The organism is Streptococcus sp. DFI.7.26 (genome assembly GCF_022240605.1).
Taxonomy (GTDB): domain Bacteria; phylum Bacillota; class Bacilli; order Lactobacillales; family Streptococcaceae; genus Streptococcus; species Streptococcus xiaochunlingii.
Genome location: NZ_JAKOGN010000006.1, coordinates 17,232 through 35,021, shown reverse-complemented (window position 1 = coordinate 35,021; position 17,790 = coordinate 17,232). Strand labels below are relative to the sequence as shown.

The 17,790-nt window shown below is 38.8% G+C and carries 21 protein-coding genes; 5 read left to right on the top strand and 16 right to left on the bottom strand.

Annotation, left to right across the window (positions count from 1 at the left end):
• Window positions 1–10 precede the first annotated feature (10 nt).
• The 8 genes from L0M85_RS06475 to L0M85_RS06440 all read right to left on the bottom strand — a co-directional run bounded on the left by L0M85_RS06475 (window position 11) and on the right by L0M85_RS06440 (window position 5,704).
• Complete coding sequence (locus L0M85_RS06475) at window positions 11–310, bottom strand: YlxQ-related RNA-binding protein (RefSeq protein ID WP_048688831.1); 300 nt, start codon at window positions 308–310, stop codon at window positions 11–13.
• Window positions 303–599, bottom strand: coding sequence for a YlxR family protein (locus L0M85_RS06470; RefSeq protein WP_006596879.1), 297 nt, complete (start codon window positions 597–599; stop codon window positions 303–305). The genes L0M85_RS06475 and L0M85_RS06470 overlap by 8 nt, the downstream gene beginning before the upstream one ends.
• Window positions 600–609: 10 nt before the next feature.
• On the bottom strand, window positions 610–1,755 hold the full coding sequence (gene nusA / locus L0M85_RS06465) for a transcription termination factor NusA (RefSeq protein WP_048688829.1): 1,146 nt from the start codon (window positions 1,753–1,755) through the stop codon (window positions 610–612).
• A 45-nt stretch (window positions 1,756–1,800) separates the two neighbouring features.
• Window positions 1,801–2,289, bottom strand: a complete 489-nt coding sequence (gene rimP / locus L0M85_RS06460; RefSeq protein ID WP_185776856.1) for a ribosome maturation factor RimP — start codon at window positions 2,287–2,289, stop codon at window positions 1,801–1,803.
• Window positions 2,290–2,453: 164 nt separating this feature from the next.
• The gene (trmB, locus tag L0M85_RS06455) at window positions 2,454–3,089 is read right to left on the bottom strand and encodes a tRNA (guanosine(46)-N7)-methyltransferase TrmB (protein ID WP_048688825.1); all 636 of its coding nucleotides are present in this window, start codon (window positions 3,087–3,089) and stop codon (window positions 2,454–2,456) included.
• On the bottom strand, window positions 3,086–3,880 hold the full coding sequence (locus tag L0M85_RS06450; RefSeq protein WP_023022280.1) for a phosphotransferase family protein: 795 nt from the start codon (window positions 3,878–3,880) through the stop codon (window positions 3,086–3,088). Before L0M85_RS06450 ends, trmB begins: the two co-directional genes overlap by 4 nt.
• Before the next feature lie 40 nt (window positions 3,881–3,920).
• A complete protein-coding gene (locus L0M85_RS06445; protein ID WP_048688822.1) occupies window positions 3,921–4,976 on the bottom strand; it encodes an ABC transporter permease in 1,056 nt (351 codons plus the stop codon).
• A complete protein-coding gene (locus L0M85_RS06440; protein ID WP_048688818.1) occupies window positions 4,973–5,704 on the bottom strand; it encodes an ABC transporter ATP-binding protein in 732 nt (243 codons plus the stop codon). The genes L0M85_RS06445 and L0M85_RS06440 overlap by 4 nt, the downstream gene beginning before the upstream one ends.
• A gap of 67 nt (window positions 5,705–5,771) precedes the next feature.
• Between L0M85_RS06440 and L0M85_RS06435 the strand changes: the two genes are divergently transcribed.
• Window positions 5,772–6,185, top strand: a complete 414-nt coding sequence (locus L0M85_RS06435; protein WP_238656700.1) for an HIT family protein — start codon at window positions 5,772–5,774, stop codon at window positions 6,183–6,185.
• A gap of 13 nt (window positions 6,186–6,198) precedes the next feature.
• Window positions 6,199–6,495, top strand: coding sequence for a hypothetical protein (locus L0M85_RS06430; RefSeq protein WP_238656699.1), 297 nt, complete (start codon window positions 6,199–6,201; stop codon window positions 6,493–6,495).
• Between the two features lie 145 nt (window positions 6,496–6,640).
• Here the strand turns inward: L0M85_RS06430 and L0M85_RS06425 are convergent, their stop codons facing one another.
• From L0M85_RS06425 to L0M85_RS06410, 4 genes are read right to left on the bottom strand one after another with little or no spacing between them, the layout of a single operon-like run.
• Window positions 6,641–7,198 carry a DUF6036 family nucleotidyltransferase gene (locus tag L0M85_RS06425; RefSeq protein ID WP_238656698.1) on the bottom strand — a complete coding sequence of 186 codons (558 nt, stop codon included), beginning with the start codon at window positions 7,196–7,198 and terminating at the stop codon, window positions 6,641–6,643.
• Window positions 7,191–7,475 (bottom strand): hypothetical protein, encoded by a 285-nt coding sequence (locus L0M85_RS06420; protein WP_014713812.1) that lies wholly within the window; start codon window positions 7,473–7,475, stop codon window positions 7,191–7,193. The genes L0M85_RS06425 and L0M85_RS06420 overlap by 8 nt, the downstream gene beginning before the upstream one ends.
• Window positions 7,476–7,528: 53 nt before the next feature.
• Window positions 7,529–7,966, bottom strand: coding sequence for a hypothetical protein (locus L0M85_RS06415; protein WP_238656697.1), 438 nt, complete (start codon window positions 7,964–7,966; stop codon window positions 7,529–7,531).
• On the bottom strand, window positions 7,959–8,873 hold the full coding sequence (locus L0M85_RS06410; RefSeq protein ID WP_238656696.1) for an IS1595 family transposase: 915 nt from the start codon (window positions 8,871–8,873) through the stop codon (window positions 7,959–7,961). Before L0M85_RS06410 ends, L0M85_RS06415 begins: the two co-directional genes overlap by 8 nt.
• Window positions 8,874–9,161: 288 nt before the next feature.
• On the opposite strand from L0M85_RS06410, the gene L0M85_RS06405 reads away from it, so the two are divergent.
• Window positions 9,162–11,456, top strand: coding sequence for an N-6 DNA methylase (locus L0M85_RS06405; protein WP_238656695.1), 2,295 nt, complete (start codon window positions 9,162–9,164; stop codon window positions 11,454–11,456).
• A 109-nt stretch (window positions 11,457–11,565) separates the two neighbouring features.
• Here L0M85_RS06405 and L0M85_RS06400 read toward each other — a convergent pair whose 3' ends face one another.
• The 4 genes from L0M85_RS06400 to L0M85_RS06385 all read right to left on the bottom strand — a co-directional run bounded on the left by L0M85_RS06400 (window position 11,566) and on the right by L0M85_RS06385 (window position 15,262).
• On the bottom strand, window positions 11,566–12,735 hold the full coding sequence (locus L0M85_RS06400; RefSeq protein WP_048688809.1) for an LCP family protein: 1,170 nt from the start codon (window positions 12,733–12,735) through the stop codon (window positions 11,566–11,568).
• Complete coding sequence (locus tag L0M85_RS06395; protein WP_048789374.1) at window positions 12,735–13,265, bottom strand: GNAT family protein; 531 nt, start codon at window positions 13,263–13,265, stop codon at window positions 12,735–12,737. The genes L0M85_RS06400 and L0M85_RS06395 overlap by 1 nt, the downstream gene beginning before the upstream one ends.
• Before the next feature lie 2 nt (window positions 13,266–13,267).
• Window positions 13,268–13,717 (bottom strand): tRNA (adenosine(37)-N6)-threonylcarbamoyltransferase complex ATPase subunit type 1 TsaE, encoded by a 450-nt coding sequence (tsaE, locus tag L0M85_RS06390; RefSeq protein WP_048789375.1) that lies wholly within the window; start codon window positions 13,715–13,717, stop codon window positions 13,268–13,270.
• Between the two features lie 123 nt (window positions 13,718–13,840).
• Entirely contained in the window at window positions 13,841–15,262 is a 1,422-nt protein-coding gene (locus tag L0M85_RS06385; protein WP_061564768.1) for an NCS2 family permease, read from the bottom strand.
• 254 nt (window positions 15,263–15,516) lie between these two features.
• Here L0M85_RS06385 and L0M85_RS06380 point away from each other — a divergent pair, with 254 nt between their 5' ends.
• On the top strand, window positions 15,517–16,329 hold the full coding sequence (locus L0M85_RS06380) for a Cof-type HAD-IIB family hydrolase (protein WP_061564767.1): 813 nt from the start codon (window positions 15,517–15,519) through the stop codon (window positions 16,327–16,329).
• Between the two features lie 290 nt (window positions 16,330–16,619).
• Window positions 16,620–17,642 (top strand): alcohol dehydrogenase AdhP, encoded by a 1,023-nt coding sequence (adhP, locus tag L0M85_RS06375; protein WP_238656694.1) that lies wholly within the window; start codon window positions 16,620–16,622, stop codon window positions 17,640–17,642.
• Window positions 17,643–17,790: the final 148 nt, after the last annotated feature.

The following is a 17,790-nucleotide window of genomic DNA, read 5'->3' as shown; positions in this document are numbered from 1 at the left end:
TCCTCCTCTTCTATTCCATAAGAGACCTCATTTTCTTTGAAAATCCAGCATCTGTCACGGCCGCTACCTTGCGTGAGCGACCAATGGCAGTACTTAATTCTAGTGTTGAAAACACGGTTAATACCGGAATGCCATAATAGTGGCATTTATCTGTGATTTTTTTGGTAAGATTGGGAGCTGCATCATCTGCTAGAAAGACCAAACGAGCCTTTCCTTCTTGAACAGACTTGATGACAAACTCTTCTCCAGAGATGATTTTCCCTGCTCGCTGAGCCAATCCCAATAAATTACTGACTTTTTGCTTATTCAAGGCCTAACTCTCTTCTTTTCACCTTATGATCCACATAAGCAATCAATTCGTCGTAGAAAGCTTCATCTACTTCCATGCTAAAGCTGCGATTGAAGACTTTCTTCTTCTTGGCTTGAAGTGCTTCCTCGTTATCGAGCTTGATATAAGCACCACGACCATTTGCTTTCCCAGTTGGATCGATAAAAACTTGACCTTCTTTATTTTTTACGATTCGCAAGAGATCTCGTTTATCGATGACCTCATTTGAAACGACAGACTTGCGTAAAGGGATTTTTCTTGTCTTTACCATGATTTCCTCCCTATTCGTCTACAGAATTCAAATCACTTTCTACTTCTTCAAAAGCAGGTTCTTGACTTGCTTCCATTTCTTCGTACTCACTAGCTGATTTGATATCAATCCGGTAGCCAGTTAAGTGAGCCGCCAAGCGCACGTTTTGACCACGACGACCGATCGCAAGAGATAGCTTGCTATCTGGTACTACCACAAGGGCATGCTTGCTGTCTTCTTCATCAAAGATGACTTGATCGACCTCAGCAGGCGCAATGGCATTGTAGATAAATTCTGCTGGATCTGGAACCCACTCAATGACATCAATATTTTCTTCTGTTGGGACCATACGATCCAATTTCTGATCATAACGTGCTGGGTGGAACTTGCTAGTAATCTTTTTGATGTTCGATCCACCACGACCAACGATGGTTCCAATCGCATCTACGTTTGGATTATGGCTACGAACAGCTACCTTGGTCCGGTCTCCAGCTTCACGTGCCACGCTCATGATTTCAACGGTTCCATCATAGACTTCAGGGATTTCTTGTTCCATCAAACGTTTGATCATTTCTGGATGGCTACGACTTACGAAAACGTTGACCCCACGAGGATTGTCTTCTACTTTGTAGACAAAGACTTCGATGCGATCATGAGATTGGAAAACTTCACCCGGGATCTGGTCTTGTTTAGACAGTTGAGCTTCGATAGACCCTAAATTTACATAGATAAAGCGATTATCAAAACGCTCAACCGTTCCACTCATAATTTCATTTTCATGTTCTTTATAAGTGTTGTAGGTAATCGCACGAGTTTGCTTGCGCATTTTTTCCATGATGGTTTGTTTGGCAGATTGAGCTGCGACACGGCCAAACTCAGCAGGTGCTTCTTCAAATTTGATTTTGTCTCCTAATTCATAGGCAGAGCTAATCGCAAGAGCATCTTTCAAGCTAATTTCTAACCGGCTATCAAATACTTCATCCACTACTTCACGAACAGTATAAACGCGGAAGTCACCAGTCTTTTCATTAAATTCGATAGCAGCACTTTCTGCTTGACCATACCGTCTCCGATAAGCCGAACGCAATGATTCTTTGACAGCTTCAATGATATCTTCTTTTTTGATTCCTTTGTCTTCTTCCAAGATGCGAAAAGCATCTAGCATTTCTTTACTCATTCTTTTCTTGCTCTTAGGCTACTAAGAGCCTTCCTTTCTTTTCTGCTATAATTTGACAGCTAGTCTTGCTTTTGAGACAAGACTATAGGGGATTTCAATGGTTTTCTTTCTGGTTTTGTCCATGTATTCCATGGTCAATTGGTCATCTTCGAACTTAACGAGTGTTCCTTCAATGACCTTTTGTTTGTCAACTGCCTTGTACAAGCTGACATGGATATATTGACCCAGAGCTTTTTCCACTGCATCTTTGGTTTTTAAGGGACGCTCCAAACCAGGACTCGTCACTTCTAGGAAGTACTGTTCTGGGAATGGATCTGGTTGAATCTGATCCAACAGAGGACTAATCACTTCTGTTAAATCCGCTGTATCATTTAGAGTAATACCACCTGGCTTATCAACAAAGATACTTAGAACATAATCTCCTACAACCTTTTCATATTCAACATCCACTAATTCAAAGGGAGCTTGGATGGCCGGTTCAATAATTTCTGTTACTAATTCAACAATTGTTGCGATAGGACAACACCTCCTCACAGACAAGAGGCGAAGATATGTCTTCGCCTCTCCTTTTCTATTCGTTTTAAATATTTTAGCACAAGTTCCGTCGAAATGCAAGAATTTCGCCTTCCTCATTCATACAACTACCATCCAAAAGAAAAACGCCTCCTTTTCAGGAGACGTCGATCCTTAACTAGACTTTAAAATTGTGCTTCAACCCGATAAATGACCTGACCCTTACTTGAGAATTTCTTTTCATATTCGGTCATGACATTTCCCTCAAAATCACTAGCATGAAGATCTAACCAGACACCCTTCAAGGTCATTCCATACTGAGAAAAACTCACCAAACTGTATTCAAAGAGTCCTCGATTGTCCGTCTTGAAATGAATCTCTCCATGCTCTGGCAAAATCTGTTTGAAGGTATCTAAGAAACTCTTGTAGGTTAGACGACGTTTTTCATGGCGTTTCTTCGGCCAAGGATCTGAAAAATTGAGATACAATTGATCAATCTCACCGTCTTCAAAATAATTGGTCAAGCTATCTCCGTCCACCCAAAGTAACTTGATATTGGGAACGTCAGCTTCCAACACCTTATCCAAAGCGTAGCTTAATACTGATTTTTGAATATCAATCCCGATATAGTTAATGTCTGGATTTTGTTTTGCCATTCCAGTGATAAAGGCTCCTTTACCGCTTCCCACTTCAATATGAATAGGATGGTCATTCCCAAAAATCTCATGCCACTTCCCTTTGGCTTCTTCTGGCTTCAAAATGACATATTGCGGATTGGCTTCTAATAATTCGGTTGCACCTTTACGGTTTCTAACTCTCATGCTTCCTTCCCATATTTTGACCGGAAATTACGCAAGGCATAAATTTCCCGGTTCACATTCTCTAAATCATTATTTTCATAGTATTTTACAATCTGACAAAGGAAAGAGTATTGACCAAACCAGTACAATTTACCAAATACAGTTTCATTGTACTTATAGCCGTAATAGACCAACCAATCCTGCCACTGGGAATCTGGAATGTAGTGACTTAAAACATGAGCCACATCCATCATCCGATCTGTTAAGCGGACAGAATCCCAATCTACCAAGTAGATAAATCCACTGTCTGTTTCAATCCAGTTACTGTGACGGACATCTCCGTGAACAATGGTTGCATAATCTTCTCGAAAAGCTGGAACAGTCTGTCGTAAACTCTTTAATACAGATTGCAAATAATTGTTTTGACGCAAAGCGATTGGCAACTGACTGCTCAAAGAATTCAATAAATCCAATGGCGACTCAGCTGTGTAGCCCAACTTTCTCAATTGCGTCATCAAGGGGCGTGAACGGTGCAAACGAGTCAGGATATGAACCACTTGCTTTTTCCCCATCCCATTTGGAGTTAAAATTTCTCCATTTAACCATTCTTGTGCGCTCATCACATTTCCGTCAGGTAAGCGTCGGCTCCATAAGAGTTGTGGAGCAATTTGTTCTTTAGCTAACCCTGCTAATATTGGAGTCGTATTCATTTTGACAAATACTTTCCCCCCATCTGGATAAGTCCCCATAAAGGCTTTTCCGCTTTTACCAGCAATTGGGGTTAACGTTAGCTCTTTTTCGTTCGAGTCCATCTCTTCCTCCGTAAAAAGTTTCCCATCTATTTTACTAATTTTAAAGCGTTTCGTCAACTAATCGTCTCACCTTGAAAGGTGCATAACCATAGGCTAAAAAGCCTGTGAAAGCTAGCAAGGCCAGGACGAGAATTTTCTCTTCAAAGACCAGTAATCCCAGTCCTCCCTCGACAAGAACCACAAACAAAGTCACCGATTGAACTGTTTGAAGAAGCCCTCGTGTTTTAGCACTGATTTCCAAGGGGAAGAGTCGCGTTAAATACTGATAGTCAAAGGCCTTGTAGAGTCCGAGCAATTGAAAAACAAGTAAATAATTCAAGAGCCCCGCGACGGCTACTGCTACTAGCGTTTGCGGGATGAAGACAAAGACAGCGATTGCTAGTCCTAATAGACGCAGGCTCATGGAAAACAGATCTCCATTTCTGAGATAAGAACGGAGATACAGATTGTTCCAGGTCTTAGCACTGACTTTCGGAACCATGCTTGTTAATCTGTCTAAGTAGGCTCGCCGTTTCACGCTGTTGGTCATTCCTTTTACTGTGGTAAAAAGGGAGAAAAATCTTAGAATACTTTGCTTTCTCTGGTTTTCTAGCTCTACGATTCGTTTCCAATCAAGACCCGCCTGATTATAGAATCTTTTGCCCTTCCCTTGAAAAACAAGAACCTTCAACAAGAAGAGAATAGACAAATAAACCACTACAATGGTCAAAGACAGTCCTAAAGCCAAAGCCAAAGGGACAAACAGGACAAGTACAAGAGTTTGCAAAATCCCCCAGAAAATAGTCGCTCGTATAGTCTGTTGTTTCAAATAGCCTTTCAATTGCTCTTCTTTTGCCAGAAGGAAAATCATGTCTGGCTTCTCAAAATAGGTTGCGATAGAACCAATTGGAAGCAGGAGCAAAGGAGCTAGGGCAAGTACAAGGAGGAGAAGGCTCTTATCTTTTGGTAGAGAGCGCAAAAATTGGCTATACTGAACCGCTAAAAAGCCTAGAAAAATCAGGAGAAAGAGGACAAAGTGATCATTAAACACATAGCGAGAATATTTCAAGCACTGATTGCGAAAGGTCGTCTTCCTCTTTTGTAAAACTTCAATCATCGGTCCGCCTCTTTTGTTAGTGCAAGGTAAATTTCATTCAAATCGGCATTCGCCATTCCAAATTCTGTCCGCAATTCCTCTAAAGTCCCCTGAGCACGGACCTGCCCCTTATGGAGGATGACAAAGGCATCACACATTTTTTCAGCAGAATCCAGAACATGGGTACTCATTAAAATAGATTTCCCCTTCTCTTTTTCCACCTTCAATAATTGAATTAAATCTGAGATCGCAACTGGATCCAAACCTAAGAAAGGCTCGTCGACAATAAACAAACTTGGATCAACAGCAAAGGCACAAACAATCATGACCTTTTGTTTCATCCCCTTAGAAAAATGGACAGGAAACCAATCTAATTTTTCCTCTAGTCGAAATTGCTTCAAGAGAGGAGTCACACGCGCAAAAACTGCTTCCTGATCCAAGTCATAGGCCATCGCCACTGTCTCAATATGCTCACGCAGGGTTAACTCCTCATAAAGGCTCGGTGTTTCAGGAATATAACCAATTTTTTGGCGATAAGCACTTGGAGAAGTAGCTAAAGTCAAACCGTCGATCCGGATTTCGCCAGCATAGGGACGCAATAGACCTATAATTTCATTAATGGTCGTTGATTTCCCTGCTCCATTCAAGCCGATCAATCCAATCAATTGACCATCACCGACCTCAAAACTAACTTCTTTTAAGACAGGGATATTGACATAGCCTCCTGTCAGGTTTTTTATTTCTAACATATTTTCTTAGCTTTCTGGTATAATGTTCTTATATTATAACAAAATCTAGCGAAATTGAGGTACATTTATGGTTTCGGATTGTATTTTTTGTAAGATTGTTGCCGGAGAAATTCCTGCTTCTAAGGTCTACGAAGATGACCATTTTCTTGCTTTTTTAGATATCTCTCAGGTCACTCCAGGCCATACCCTTGTGATTCCAAAAAAACATGCCCGTAATCTGTTGGAAATGACACCAGATGAAACAGCTGATCTTTTTAACATCGTTTCAAGAGTCACCAAAAAAGTGGAAAGTGCTACACAGCCTCAAGGAATGAATATCATTAGTAACATGAAAGAAATTGCGGGTCAGTCTGTCTTCCACACCCACGTCCATATTCTTCCACGCTACTCTCAAGAAGACGACCTAAAGATTGATTTCATTGCCCACGAACCTGATTTTGACCGCCTTGCTCAATTAGCCAAGGATATCTCAAACCATTAAAAAGGAGCTTACTATGAAATTAAGAGATCTATTTTGGTTTGCGACTGGAGCAACCATCAGCTATCAACTTGTTAAAAATCGGGAACCCATTAAAAATGAATTCAACGAAACCAAACAACTCACGGATGGAATCCAATCAAATGTTTCTAAAATCAAAAAAAACATTGAAATCATTCAGGAGCAACGAGTCCTTTTAAACCAATTACTGGAAGACTTTTCCTATAAGGCAAGGGTCTTTTCTCAGCAAGCCAACGCTTCTGTAGAACAAATCCAAACTATTTGGTCTGAGAAATCTAATACGAACGACTAACCAAAAAAGGTTTTGAGATAGCTATCTCAAAACCTTTTTTTTTTAAGGGAACTATATACCTGTTTACACTAACCACAATATGGAGTGCTTCCGAAAATATACAAAAAGGCGACTTCCGAAATGGAAATCGTCTTTTAATGTGATGTCAATAATATTTTCTAAGTTTATCTTGATTTTCTTTGAAAAAGTTCTCTAACCAATCCATGCCATAAGCATAGCTAAAACCTTCTAGGAGAACTGAGAAGTCAATACTATCAAAGCCCATTTTTTTCAAACCATCAAAGGTGTTGAATGGTGAACGAAAATGCTTGTATTTAATAATCGCACCAATATCTTTTAAATCCTGTTCTCTAGTACTCACCATCTTCATTCCCAACACATACTCAATCGGGGTTGCTAAAACCGTTAGATTCTCAAACAAGTACAAGGTTTCACATAAACTTAACGGTGGCTGTTTGTTCATATTTGCCACATTATTGTTGAGCCATAGCTCTTCGTGAGTGTTAAGATTAAACTCTTGTCCGACACGAGCGATAATTTCATTGATTTTTTGACTTTCTTCATAAAAAGCATCTACATCTTGCGTTGCACGCAAACCATGATATTCCAAGACATAGCCACCAACACAGATAATGGTCAAAGTAAGATTTGCCTGAACCAATTCCTTATTCAAGGCTTCAAAGACAGGTTTCATTTTATCCATGTTTGTATTTCTCCATCATTTTTTGAACATTGGCTAATTTAGCTGGCTTATTTAACGAAATCACATATTCATGAGTTGGTGTGTGCTCTTGAATGGCATACTTTAAGCTAACCTTTTGAAAATCAGTTAATTCTTTGGAGACTAGTAATTTCTCAACATCCTCATTTGTTAAATAAGAATGGTCTTCAAAAATGACTTTTCGCAAATAACGAAACCAATGACTTGCATTGAAACGTGATTGCTTGGATGCATTTATCATATAATCGTACCAATCCATCATCTTCCTCCTGTAAGATTTAGTTCATGTTATTGTCGTTTATATTTAAAAGTCTAACTTTTTCTCTTTCTTAACTGTTTATCTTCTTTAGGATTATAATTCAAAGCCTGTTGTAGTTTCAAATCAAAATCAGAAAGTTCTAGTTTTTCCTCCTCAAAAGGAATATCGGGAAGTTTAAAACGAAATTTTTTATAAAAGAAAGTGTTGAACTCCTCTTTGCTATCTGAAATATCTACTAGAGTATCTAGTTCGGAAAGTCGATTCTGTATGCTGATTTTTGTAATATCGTCGAGCTTTTGGTAAATTGCATAATACGATAAATCTTGGAAAAATTTCCGATGCGATTTAATAACTGCCTGAGTATAAGGGCAATTATAATAACTGAGATATTTCTTGTAAAAATTATCAGAAAGAGAAATTTGGTAATCTACTAACTTATTGTCAATCGTTTTGGAAACTGTTCGCTCCATTTCTGCATGTAGTTTATCCATGGATTAGCTCCTTGTATGTTGTACGAACTCCTGAAGATGCTAGTAGAAGATTGAAGCGGTCATTATCCGCCATACTACGAGTATTATAGCGGAATACAAATTCATCCACGTAGTCCTGCAAATGTTTCTTAGACCATGAATGGTAAATTCCTAATACCCCTCGTTTAAGTCCTGCCCAGAAACCTTCAATCGTGTTTGTATAAATATCATCAATGACATACTCATGAGCACCATGGTTTACAAAAGCGTGGTCATACATCTTCGCAACTTTATTATAACCTAACCATTCATCAGTGTAAAGTTGAGCGGTATCTTTAACAAATTTAACGACTTGTTCTGTCAGAGTTTTTATACCTGTATCACTTACCTTATGGGCATTTAATTTTCCTTCTCGTGCAACCATACCGACAACTGGAGTTTTATCTTTTAGAGAACGACCTTGTGCATTTTTGACCTTTTTAGAGTTATGACGATTCTTATTTTTGCCACCGATGTAGGTTTCATCTACTTCGACAGTTCCGTCCAACTCATTGTTATTTTCTGAGCCAAAGCATCTACGAATACGCTCTAACATAAACCAAGCAGTTTTCTGAGTAACGTGAATGTCTTTTGAAAGTTGAAGGGAGGAAATACCTTTTTTGTGAGAAGTCACCATCCAAATAGCGATAAACCATTTTTGAAGAGAAACCTTAGTGTTATCGAACATCGTACCAGTTTTAACGCTAAAATATTTACCAGTATTCTTGCACCTATATTTACCATTCTTGCATTTATAAACCTTAGATGTTTCATCAAAAGGACTGACTACATAGCCATTCCAGCGAATTTTTTCTAAATGTTGTTCACAATGATAATCACTTGGGAAAGCATTCATCAAATCGTACAATGACCTAAACTCACCTAACATCTCTCTGCTCCTTTTATATTCTAAATCCATTATATCATTTAAAACATAAAAGTCAATAAAATGGTGTAAAATTGGATATAATTCTTTTCAAAACTAGTATTTTGTGATATAATAGTATTGTTATATGAACAAGGAGAAAAATATGACAGAAATCAAATCAAATCAAATCAAATCAAATCAAATCAAATCAAGCTGATTATGTAGCTACTCAGCCTTTTTGTCAACCCCTTTTGAAGACTTTTTCACGTTTGTGTGAAGAAGTTTTTTGTGTTGGTAAGGAGGTCTTCAATGCTTGAGAGAGAAGTTGAAAACCTTTTAGAACAACAATTACGAAAACTTAATTGGAAACTAGAAGTTGGTCAAAAAGATAGACAAGTATATAGGCAACAACCACGTTCTAGAGATGAAATCAACAACTTGAAGACTAGTGGTTCAGTGAAATTTCCTGATTTTATATTGTATGAATCAGATAAAGTAGCCGAACCTATTGCAATTATTGAGACAAAACGACCAGAATATAAAGATTTAGAACAAGCCAAAAAACAAGGCATGTTATATGCTACGGCATTGAAAGCAAAGTTCCTATTCTTATATAATGCTAATCGTTTTATCACTTACTACGTACCTTCTGGAGAAAACTTATTTGTAGATGGAATAGAACTTACAGAACTTGTTTCTTTAGAGGATTTGATAAAGTTTAAAGGAAACAAATTAACTCTAAATGAAACAGCCGAAATAAAATCAAAATCCGACCTCATCAATGTATTCAAAGTAGCTAACGATAAGTTAAGAGAAGCTGGAGTAAATGCTGGCATTGCTAGATTTGCTGAATTTTCCAATCTCCTGTTCTTGAAATTGGTGAGTGAATTAAATAATGAGCGTCACTATAACATATCTAAACCATACCTTTGGGAAACATATAGAGGAATGGATAGTGATGTTATGCTCCAATACATTAATGCTACTGTAATTCCCGGTCTTAATGTACTTTTTGATAGTTCTGAAGCTCAACCTCTGTTTACCCCTTTAAGGATTAAAAATCCTATAAAATTAAAAGAGATTGTAAACAAACTTGATACTCTTGACCTCAAAAAAATAGATACAGATATTAAAGGAGATGCTTTTGAATATTTTATTCAAAAATATAATCAAACGAATAATGATTTAGGAGAGTATTTTACACCTAGACACATTGTGAAATTTTTGAATGATATTGTTAAACCAACTTTTGGCGATAAAATTTATGACCCGTTTTGTGGTACAGGGGGTATGTTGATTGTTGCGTTTGAAAAAATATTATCTGAGCTAAGTGATAAAGGATTATTAGACGAATATAATTTAAGTAGCTTGAGAGAAAAGACTATTTGGGGAAGTGAGATTTCTGATACTTCTCGTATTGCTAAAATGAACATGATTTTATCTGGTGATGGACATAGTAATATTAAGCAACAAGATAGCTTTTCTAACCCAGTTTCTGATAAATACAGTGTTGTGATATCTAATATACCTTTTAATATGGATGTTAATGAAGAACAGGCTCAATTATATAAACCATATATTAAAAAGGGAAATTCTGTATCTATTTTACATATACTGAAATCATTAAAGAAAAGTAATTCAAAATCAAGAGCAAGTATTATTGTTCCAGATGCAGTTCTTAATGATAGGTCTATGAAGGATTTGCGTGAAAAAATTGTAAAATCAGGACAGTTGCTGGGGCTTATTTCGTTACCATCTAAAGTCTTTGAACCATATACCGAAGCTAAAACTAGTATTTTAGTATTTGGAAGCGAGGTAAACGTTCCGACTGAAAAAGTTTTCTTTTTCAAAGTTAAAAACGACGGTTTTACTCTAACGAAACGTCGCCGACCACTGGTCGGAATCAATGATTTAGATGAATTTATTGCACTTCATGAGCAGATGCTAAAAACAAACTACCATGAAATACTAGAACATCGAAACTTATTCTATGTAGATAGAAATGACATTTTAACTAACTCAAATAATAGTTTGCTACTTTCTCAATATCATGATGAACTTAGAGATGGATTTATTAGAATTGAAACTATTATGGAGAGAATAAGAGAGAAGAATAGTGACAGATTCCCAACAGCAAGTATTACAAATTCTGAATTTTGGGGAATGCCTCTTGGAGAAGAGTTATGGGGAGAAAACTTCATTTCTGTTACCTCAGAAGACAACTCTGATTACAGTGTCGTTAGAAAGAATGACATTAGTTTCAACCCAGCTAGAGCGAATATTCGCTCCTTTGGTTTATGTAAATCTGAAAGTCCTGTTGCTGTATCAAGTGCTTATCCAGTATTTAGATTGAAAGAAGAATATACAGGGAAATATTTAGCTGAATATGTTTATTTACAAATAAAACATAATCCTGAAGTTTTAGAAGATATAGCAGAACGTGCCTATGGTACAATCCGCCAAAGTCTTTCAAAGGATGAGTTCAAAAAGGTTCAAATTCCAGACTTACCAATATGCGAGCAAGAACGGATTGTTACTGACGTGAACTCAAAATTTGAATTATATAATTCACTGAAAGATGAATTGAATACATTAAAGTTATGATACCCAATAAAAAAGACGATTTCCGCTTGGACAATCGCCTTTTTTCGTATTTTCAAAAATACTATATCTTGTGGTTGGTGTAAACTGGTATATAGTTCCCTTTTTTAATTTAGTTTCCTCCAACACCAGCTACAGTTGTATCCGTATAAGGAGGCACTATCTGTTGGTATGGTGTCACCGTTTCTGAACTTACAGAAGTTTCCGGAACATAGGAAGGATCGTAATAGCCCCCACCAGTATTCTGACTCGACTCTACTGGGCTTTCGCCACTTTCTGACGAATCAGTACCCCTAGCTTCATCGCTATCCAATAGAACAGCACTTGTTTTGAGCTTTCTTACAGGCGATAATCCAAGACTTTTGCGCAGGATATTCTGCATCTTCAACAGGTGTTCTGAAGTAACAATTTGGTAACTTCCGCCATCCGCTAGGGTGGCATCTTCCCCTTTCAACTGTTCCATACGGATGTTCTTCAAGGCATCTCGATAGCCCATCAAGTGCATCAAGCTATTCGTATCCAAGGAGATATTGGTCTGCATATTATCACTAACCGCTTCAATAATTCCTTGATAGTTGCTCAGACCATCCAAAGTCAATACTTTCTTGATGATCTTTTCAATGACTTCCCGTTGGCGTTTTTGACGACCATAGTCTCCTTCTGGATCTTGATAACGCATCCGTGAATATACCAATGCTTGTTCTCCATCAATCTCTTGACGACCAGGTGGAATTTTTGCTGTATATTCCGGTTCATTTTCTTCGATTGAAATATCAAAATCAAATGGATTGTTTACTGTGATGCCGCCAACCTTATCAACCAGTTGAACCAGGCCTTTCATATTGATCATCGCATAACGGTCGATATGAATATTCATCAAATCTTGGATGGTTTTAATGGCCAATTCTGCTCCACCTTGAGCATAAGCCGCATTCAGCTTAGCTTGGACAGTTTCTCCATCCTGCGTAATATTGGTCAAGATATCCCGTTCCAAACTCATAATCGTTGTTTCACGCGTCTGTGGATTTACCGTCACCAGAATCATGGTATCACTGTTTCCTACCCACTGATCCTCTCGTGAGCCTGATCCAGTATCAACCCCCATGAGCAAAATGGTCATTGGTTTGTTTTCTGCGATGACATTGTTTTCATCACCAATCCCTTTATAAGTCTTACTCAACGTATTTGTTGACTGATTGAGGATGGTCAGCCCATAGGCCGCAATCCCTATTGTCGTTACAGCTAACAAACTAAAAAACATTAATAGAATTTTTTTAATCATTAATTCTGTCTATCTATCAGTTTGCCCATTAGGTAAACATCCAGATATTCCCCTTCCTTGTATACGCCTCTCTTGCGGAGACCTTCAATTTCAAATCCTAGCGTTTGGTAGAGATGGATGGCCCGTTCATTTCGAACTTGGACACTGAGGTCTAACTTCCGAAGGAGGTTGGTACCTTCTGCCCATGCGATTCCTTCTTCTAGAAGAATACGACCCAATCCTTTATTCCAATAGGCCTTCCGAACAACGATAAAGAGATCTCCAATATGGCGCAAGGCTCTGTTTTGATCCGCTGCAATATTTAAGACACCTACCAGATCCTCACCCAAGTATAATAAGAGACATAATTGATTGTCTGTTTGTGCTTGTGTTTCAGCAAATATTTCCAACTCTTGCTTGGTCATCCCAAGCCCTTCTGGAGCCAAGGTCATAAAATCCGATTCAGTCGCTACATCTTTAAAAAAGTCGAGTAAACACTCTGCATCCGAAGCCTCAGCCTCTTTCAAAAAGAGATCCAATACCTGTTCCATCTTCAAGCTCCTACAGAAGTTAGAAATGAGTCCTTTAATTGTTCTGCACGTTCACCGACAGCTGACAAGCATATCTCACGTCCATCACCGTCCTTAAGCAGTTCAACCTTTAAATATCCAGCAGGAAGACTGGTCTCTAACAATTCTCCCCACTCAATGACGGTAACTCCTTCACCAAATAAAAAGTCATCCAAATCAATCGAATCTGGATCGTCTCCAATACGATAGACATCCAGGTGATACAAGGGCAAACGGCCTTCATATTCTCTCACGATAGTATAAGTAGGACTTTTGATCATCTGGCGAATGCCCAACCCTTGAGCAAGGCCTTTTGTAAAGGTTGTTTTCCCTGCCCCCAGATCTCCCGTCAGAATCACGACATCCTGTTTTTCTAAACGTTGACCCAACTGTTTTCCAAGGGCAATCAACTCTTGTTCATTTTGACTTTTCATTCCTCCATTATACCAAAAATAATTGATTATTGCCCACTATTTTTAGTCGATCAACCTTCTGCCTCACCTAAGACAATCAAAAAAAGCTTGGGCTATTTGTCCAAGCTTTCCTCTATGTTCATTCTAATGCAAGGCCATACTGATAAAGTTCAAGATAAACAAGGCATCTAAAATCCAAATCATACTGTGAACTTCTTTGGCTTCACCTTTGACCAATTTGGTTACTGTATAGGTAATAAAACCTGCTGCAATCCCATTTGTGATGGAATAGCTGAATCCCATAAAGATAGAGGTGAAGAAGGCTGGTACAGCTTCTGCCATATCATCCCAATGGATGTTTTTCAAGCTACTCAACATCATGATCCCAACGATGATCAAAATCGGTGCTGTCGCTGCTGTCGGTACAATAGCAAGAAGGGGACTAAAAATACTTGACACTGCGAAACAGATGGCTACTACAAGGGCTGTCAAACCAGTCCGTCCACCAGCTCCAATTCCCGCAGCTGACTCAACATAAGTCGTCACATTCGAAGTACCTGCAATAGCACCAACAGATGTCGCTACGAGGTCTGAATAAAGGGCTTTATCCAATTTAGCGGATTGATGATTTTCACCATTTGTGGCAACAATACCAACTTTTTCACCAGTTCCAATCAAGGTACCAATCGTATCAAAGATATCTGTCAATGAGAAAGCGAGGATGGCCATCAAGGTTTCAGGAAGACGAGAAGTATTGGTAATCAAGGAACCTAATCCTTCTGAACCAAGTGCAGCTCCAAAAATTTTCCCAAGATCATTAACAGCTGCTCCAAGATGGGTACTACCAAAGTCAATCGTTGAAAGATCAACAATGCCAAACACAATAGCGAGGATTGTTGTCGTAAGGATAGAAAGGATAATTCCTCCTTTAATGCCCTTGATGACAAAGAAAACAGTAATGGCTAAGCCAGCCAAGGCAAGGAGGACTGTCGGACTATTAAAGCTAACAAGTCCTGGGACCGCTGCAGAATTTGCTGTAATCGCTGCATTCGCTTTGTCAGCCCCTTCTCCTGCCACCGTATAGGTATGCGGATCAATCGAAAACTTCAACAAGCCAGCATTTTTAATTCCGACATAAGCCAAGAAAATTCCGATACCAGCTGAGATAGCTGAACGCAAAGCATTTGGAATGGACTCAATAATCATTTTCCGAACATTGGTTAATGTGATAACCAATGAAATTAGTCCGCAAATAAAGACCATTCCCAAAGCTTCTTTCCAAGAATAGCCCATCCCAAATACCACTGTAAAGGTAAAGAAGGCATTCAAGCCCATTCCTGGTGCTTGGGCATAAGGCAGATTCGCATAGAAAGCCATCATGAGAGTCCCAACGACTGACCCAATAATGGTTGCCAGAAATACTCCTTGAGCAGGCATTCCTGTTTGGGAGAGCATTTGAGGGTTTACAAATAAGATATAAGACATAGCAAAGAAGGTCGTTAAACCAGCTAATACCTCTGTACGAACCGTCGTTCCGTGTTCAGATAGTTTGAAAAACTTATCCATTTTTCTAATAAACTCCTTAAAAAAAAATAAATCTGCTCGCGACTCAATCACGAACAATACTAATATTTTATCAAATATCATTCACTTTTACAAGAGATTCATCTGGATAATCTTTTGTGCCACATCATTTACTATTTGAAAAACTGAAATTTTCCTGTTTATCTGGTATAATGGTAGCATTCTTCTTAAAATATGGCACTTCTATACTCCTTATTTAGAGTTCGAAAAACCATACAAATGAAAGGATTCTTCCTATGAATAAAAAACTAATTGCTGTCGATTTAGATGGCACCTTATTAAATTCTGAGAGCAAATTATCATCCTATACGATTGAAACCATCCAGAAAGTCAGTGAACAAGGCCACCAGGTCATTATTACAACCGGGCGTCCCTATCGAATGGCAGATCACATCTATAAGGAATTGGGATTGGAAAGTCCCATGATTAACTTTAACGGCGCTCTCACTCATATTCCAAATAAAAAATGGTCGAAAGAACTATCCATGACCCTTGATAAAAAATACCTCCTCGATATGGTCGAGAGAGAAAATGACATCCAGGCGGACTTTATTGCAGGAGAGTACCGAAATAAGTTTTATGTCACCCATACCTACCACCATACGATTGATCCCGCCTTATTTGGAGTTTCAAAAATCTCCTCCAAAACAAAATTCGAAGCCCGTAAAGTTACCGAAAACCCAAACGCCATCCTCTTTCAAACACGCGCTGAAGATAAGTATGCTTTAGCCGAAGAAATGCGTGATTACTACCATCACGAGCTAGAAATCAATAGCTGGGGTGGTCCCCTCAACATTCTTGAATGTGCTCCAAAAGGCGTCAATAAGGCCTTTGCCCTCAACTATCTTCTCGAGACTTACGGACTTAATCGGAAAGATCTGATTGCCTTTGGAGACGAACAAAACGATACAGACATGTTGGCTTTCGCAGGAACTGGTTATGCAATGAAAAACGCCAATCCTGTCCTCCTCCCCTATGCCGATAAACAAACCGAGTATACAAATGATCAGGACGGCGTTGCTCGTCAACTAGAAAAACTCTTCCTATAAATAAAGTGAATCGCTTGAATCACCTTTTACAAGAAAGGATTCAAGCTTTTTTGTTTTCTCAAACATACGAAACTTTATAGGGACTTTCTCTGAAAATAATTTAACCAGTTAAGTTTATTTTCAGAAAATTTTCTATGTAAACGCTTGCTAACTGATGGAGTTTGTGATAAAATTAACATAACAAAAATAAAAAAGGAGCCTAGCTCGTTTCATACGATAATGATTCAAGTGATGTTACTTCTCGTTTTATTACCGTCTCTAATTCAACTAAGCTCTTGAGGAGGAAAACTATGAAAGCTGTTGTTGTAAATCCAGAAGGTACTGGTGTTGAAATTGTTGCAAACAAGGAGATGCGCCCATTAGAAACAGGGGAAGCTCTTGTTCAAATCGAATACTGTGGTGTCTGCCACACGGACTTGCACGTTGCTCACGGAGACTTCGGTAAAGTTCCAGGCCGTGTTCTTGGACACGAAGGAATCGGGATTGTTAAAGAACTTGCTCCAGATGTGACAAGTTTAAAAGTTGGTGACCGTGTCAGTGTTGCTTGGTTCTTCGAAGGATGTGGCACTTGTGAATACTGTACAACTGGTCGCGAAACTCTTTGCCGTACTGTAAAAAATGCTGGTTACTCTGTTGATGGAGGAATGGCTGAACAATGTATCGTAACTGCAGACTACGCAGTAAAAGTACCAGAGGGATTAGATCCAGCTCAAGCTTCTTCTATTACCTGTGCCGGTGTTACAACCTACAAAGCTATCAAAGAAGCCAAAGCTGAACCAGGACAATGGATCGTTATCTATGGAGCTGGTGGACTAGGAAACTTGGCTGTTCAATATGCTAAGAAAGTCTTCAACGCTCATGTCATCGCTGTTGATATCAACAATGATAAACTCGAATTGGCCAAAGAAGTTGGGGCAGACTTTGTCATCAACGGTCACGAAGTCGAAGATGTCCCAGGATTGATCAAAGAAAAAACAAATGGTGGAGCTCACTCTGCTGTCGTAACCGCTGTTTCTAAAGTAGCCTTCAACCAAGCAGTAGATTCAGTTCGTGCGGGTGGTCGCGTTGTTGCAGTCGGACTTCCTTCTGAAATGATGGAGCTCAGCATTGTGAAAACAGTATTAGATGGTATCCAAGTCATCGGTTCTCTTGTAGGAACTCGTAAAGACTTGGAAGAAGCCTTCCAATTTGGTGCAGAAGGCTTGGTCGTTCCAGTTGTTCAAAAACGTCCAGTAGAAGATGCTGTCAAAGTCTTTGACGAAATGGAAGCCGGAACCATTCAAGGACGTATGGTACTTGACTTCACCAACTAATCAACTCAACCTATTAGACCAGCCCAAATGGACTGGTCTTTTTTAGTTTCTCACAAACAGGACCTGCAAGGGGTTGCTATATTTTTATTTTACCTATTAGAAGCTACTACGACTCTTTTTAGAAACTTTGGTTCCCCTTCATTCCCCT

Coding starts and splice junctions, on each gene's coding strand:
- L0M85_RS06470 (WP_006596879.1), bottom strand. CDS start 599: ATGGTAAAGACAAGAAAAATCCCTTTACGCAAGTCTGTCGTTTCAAAT.
- nusA (WP_048688829.1), bottom strand. CDS start 1,755: ATGAGTAAAGAAATGCTAGATGCTTTTCGCATCTTGGAAGAAGACAAA.
- trmB (WP_048688825.1), bottom strand. CDS start 3,089: ATGAGAGTTAGAAACCGTAAAGGTGCAACCGAATTATTAGAAGCCAAT.
- L0M85_RS06450 (WP_023022280.1), bottom strand. CDS start 3,880: ATGGACTCGAACGAAAAAGAGCTAACGTTAACCCCAATTGCTGGTAAA.
- L0M85_RS06445 (WP_048688822.1), bottom strand. CDS start 4,976: ATGATTGAAGTTTTACAAAAGAGGAAGACGACCTTTCGCAATCAGTGC.
- L0M85_RS06440 (WP_048688818.1), bottom strand. CDS start 5,704: ATGTTAGAAATAAAAAACCTGACAGGAGGCTATGTCAATATCCCTGTC.
- L0M85_RS06435 (WP_238656700.1), top strand. CDS start 5,772: ATGGTTTCGGATTGTATTTTTTGTAAGATTGTTGCCGGAGAAATTCCT.
- L0M85_RS06430 (WP_238656699.1), top strand. CDS start 6,199: ATGAAATTAAGAGATCTATTTTGGTTTGCGACTGGAGCAACCATCAGC.
- L0M85_RS06425 (WP_238656698.1), bottom strand. CDS start 7,198: ATGGATAAAATGAAACCTGTCTTTGAAGCCTTGAATAAGGAATTGGTT.
- L0M85_RS06420 (WP_014713812.1), bottom strand. CDS start 7,475: ATGGATTGGTACGATTATATGATAAATGCATCCAAGCAATCACGTTTC.
- L0M85_RS06415 (WP_238656697.1), bottom strand. CDS start 7,966: ATGGATAAACTACATGCAGAAATGGAGCGAACAGTTTCCAAAACGATT.
- L0M85_RS06410 (WP_238656696.1), bottom strand. CDS start 8,873: ATGTTAGGTGAGTTTAGGTCATTGTACGATTTGATGAATGCTTTCCCA.
- L0M85_RS06405 (WP_238656695.1), top strand. CDS start 9,162: ATGCTTGAGAGAGAAGTTGAAAACCTTTTAGAACAACAATTACGAAAA.
- L0M85_RS06400 (WP_048688809.1), bottom strand. CDS start 12,735: ATGATTAAAAAAATTCTATTAATGTTTTTTAGTTTGTTAGCTGTAACG.
- L0M85_RS06395 (WP_048789374.1), bottom strand. CDS start 13,265: ATGGAACAGGTATTGGATCTCTTTTTGAAAGAGGCTGAGGCTTCGGAT.
- tsaE (WP_048789375.1), bottom strand. CDS start 13,717: ATGAAAAGTCAAAATGAACAAGAGTTGATTGCCCTTGGAAAACAGTTG.
- L0M85_RS06385 (WP_061564768.1), bottom strand. CDS start 15,262: ATGGATAAGTTTTTCAAACTATCTGAACACGGAACGACGGTTCGTACA.
- L0M85_RS06380 (WP_061564767.1), top strand. CDS start 15,517: ATGAATAAAAAACTAATTGCTGTCGATTTAGATGGCACCTTATTAAAT.
- adhP (WP_238656694.1), top strand. CDS start 16,620: ATGAAAGCTGTTGTTGTAAATCCAGAAGGTACTGGTGTTGAAATTGTT.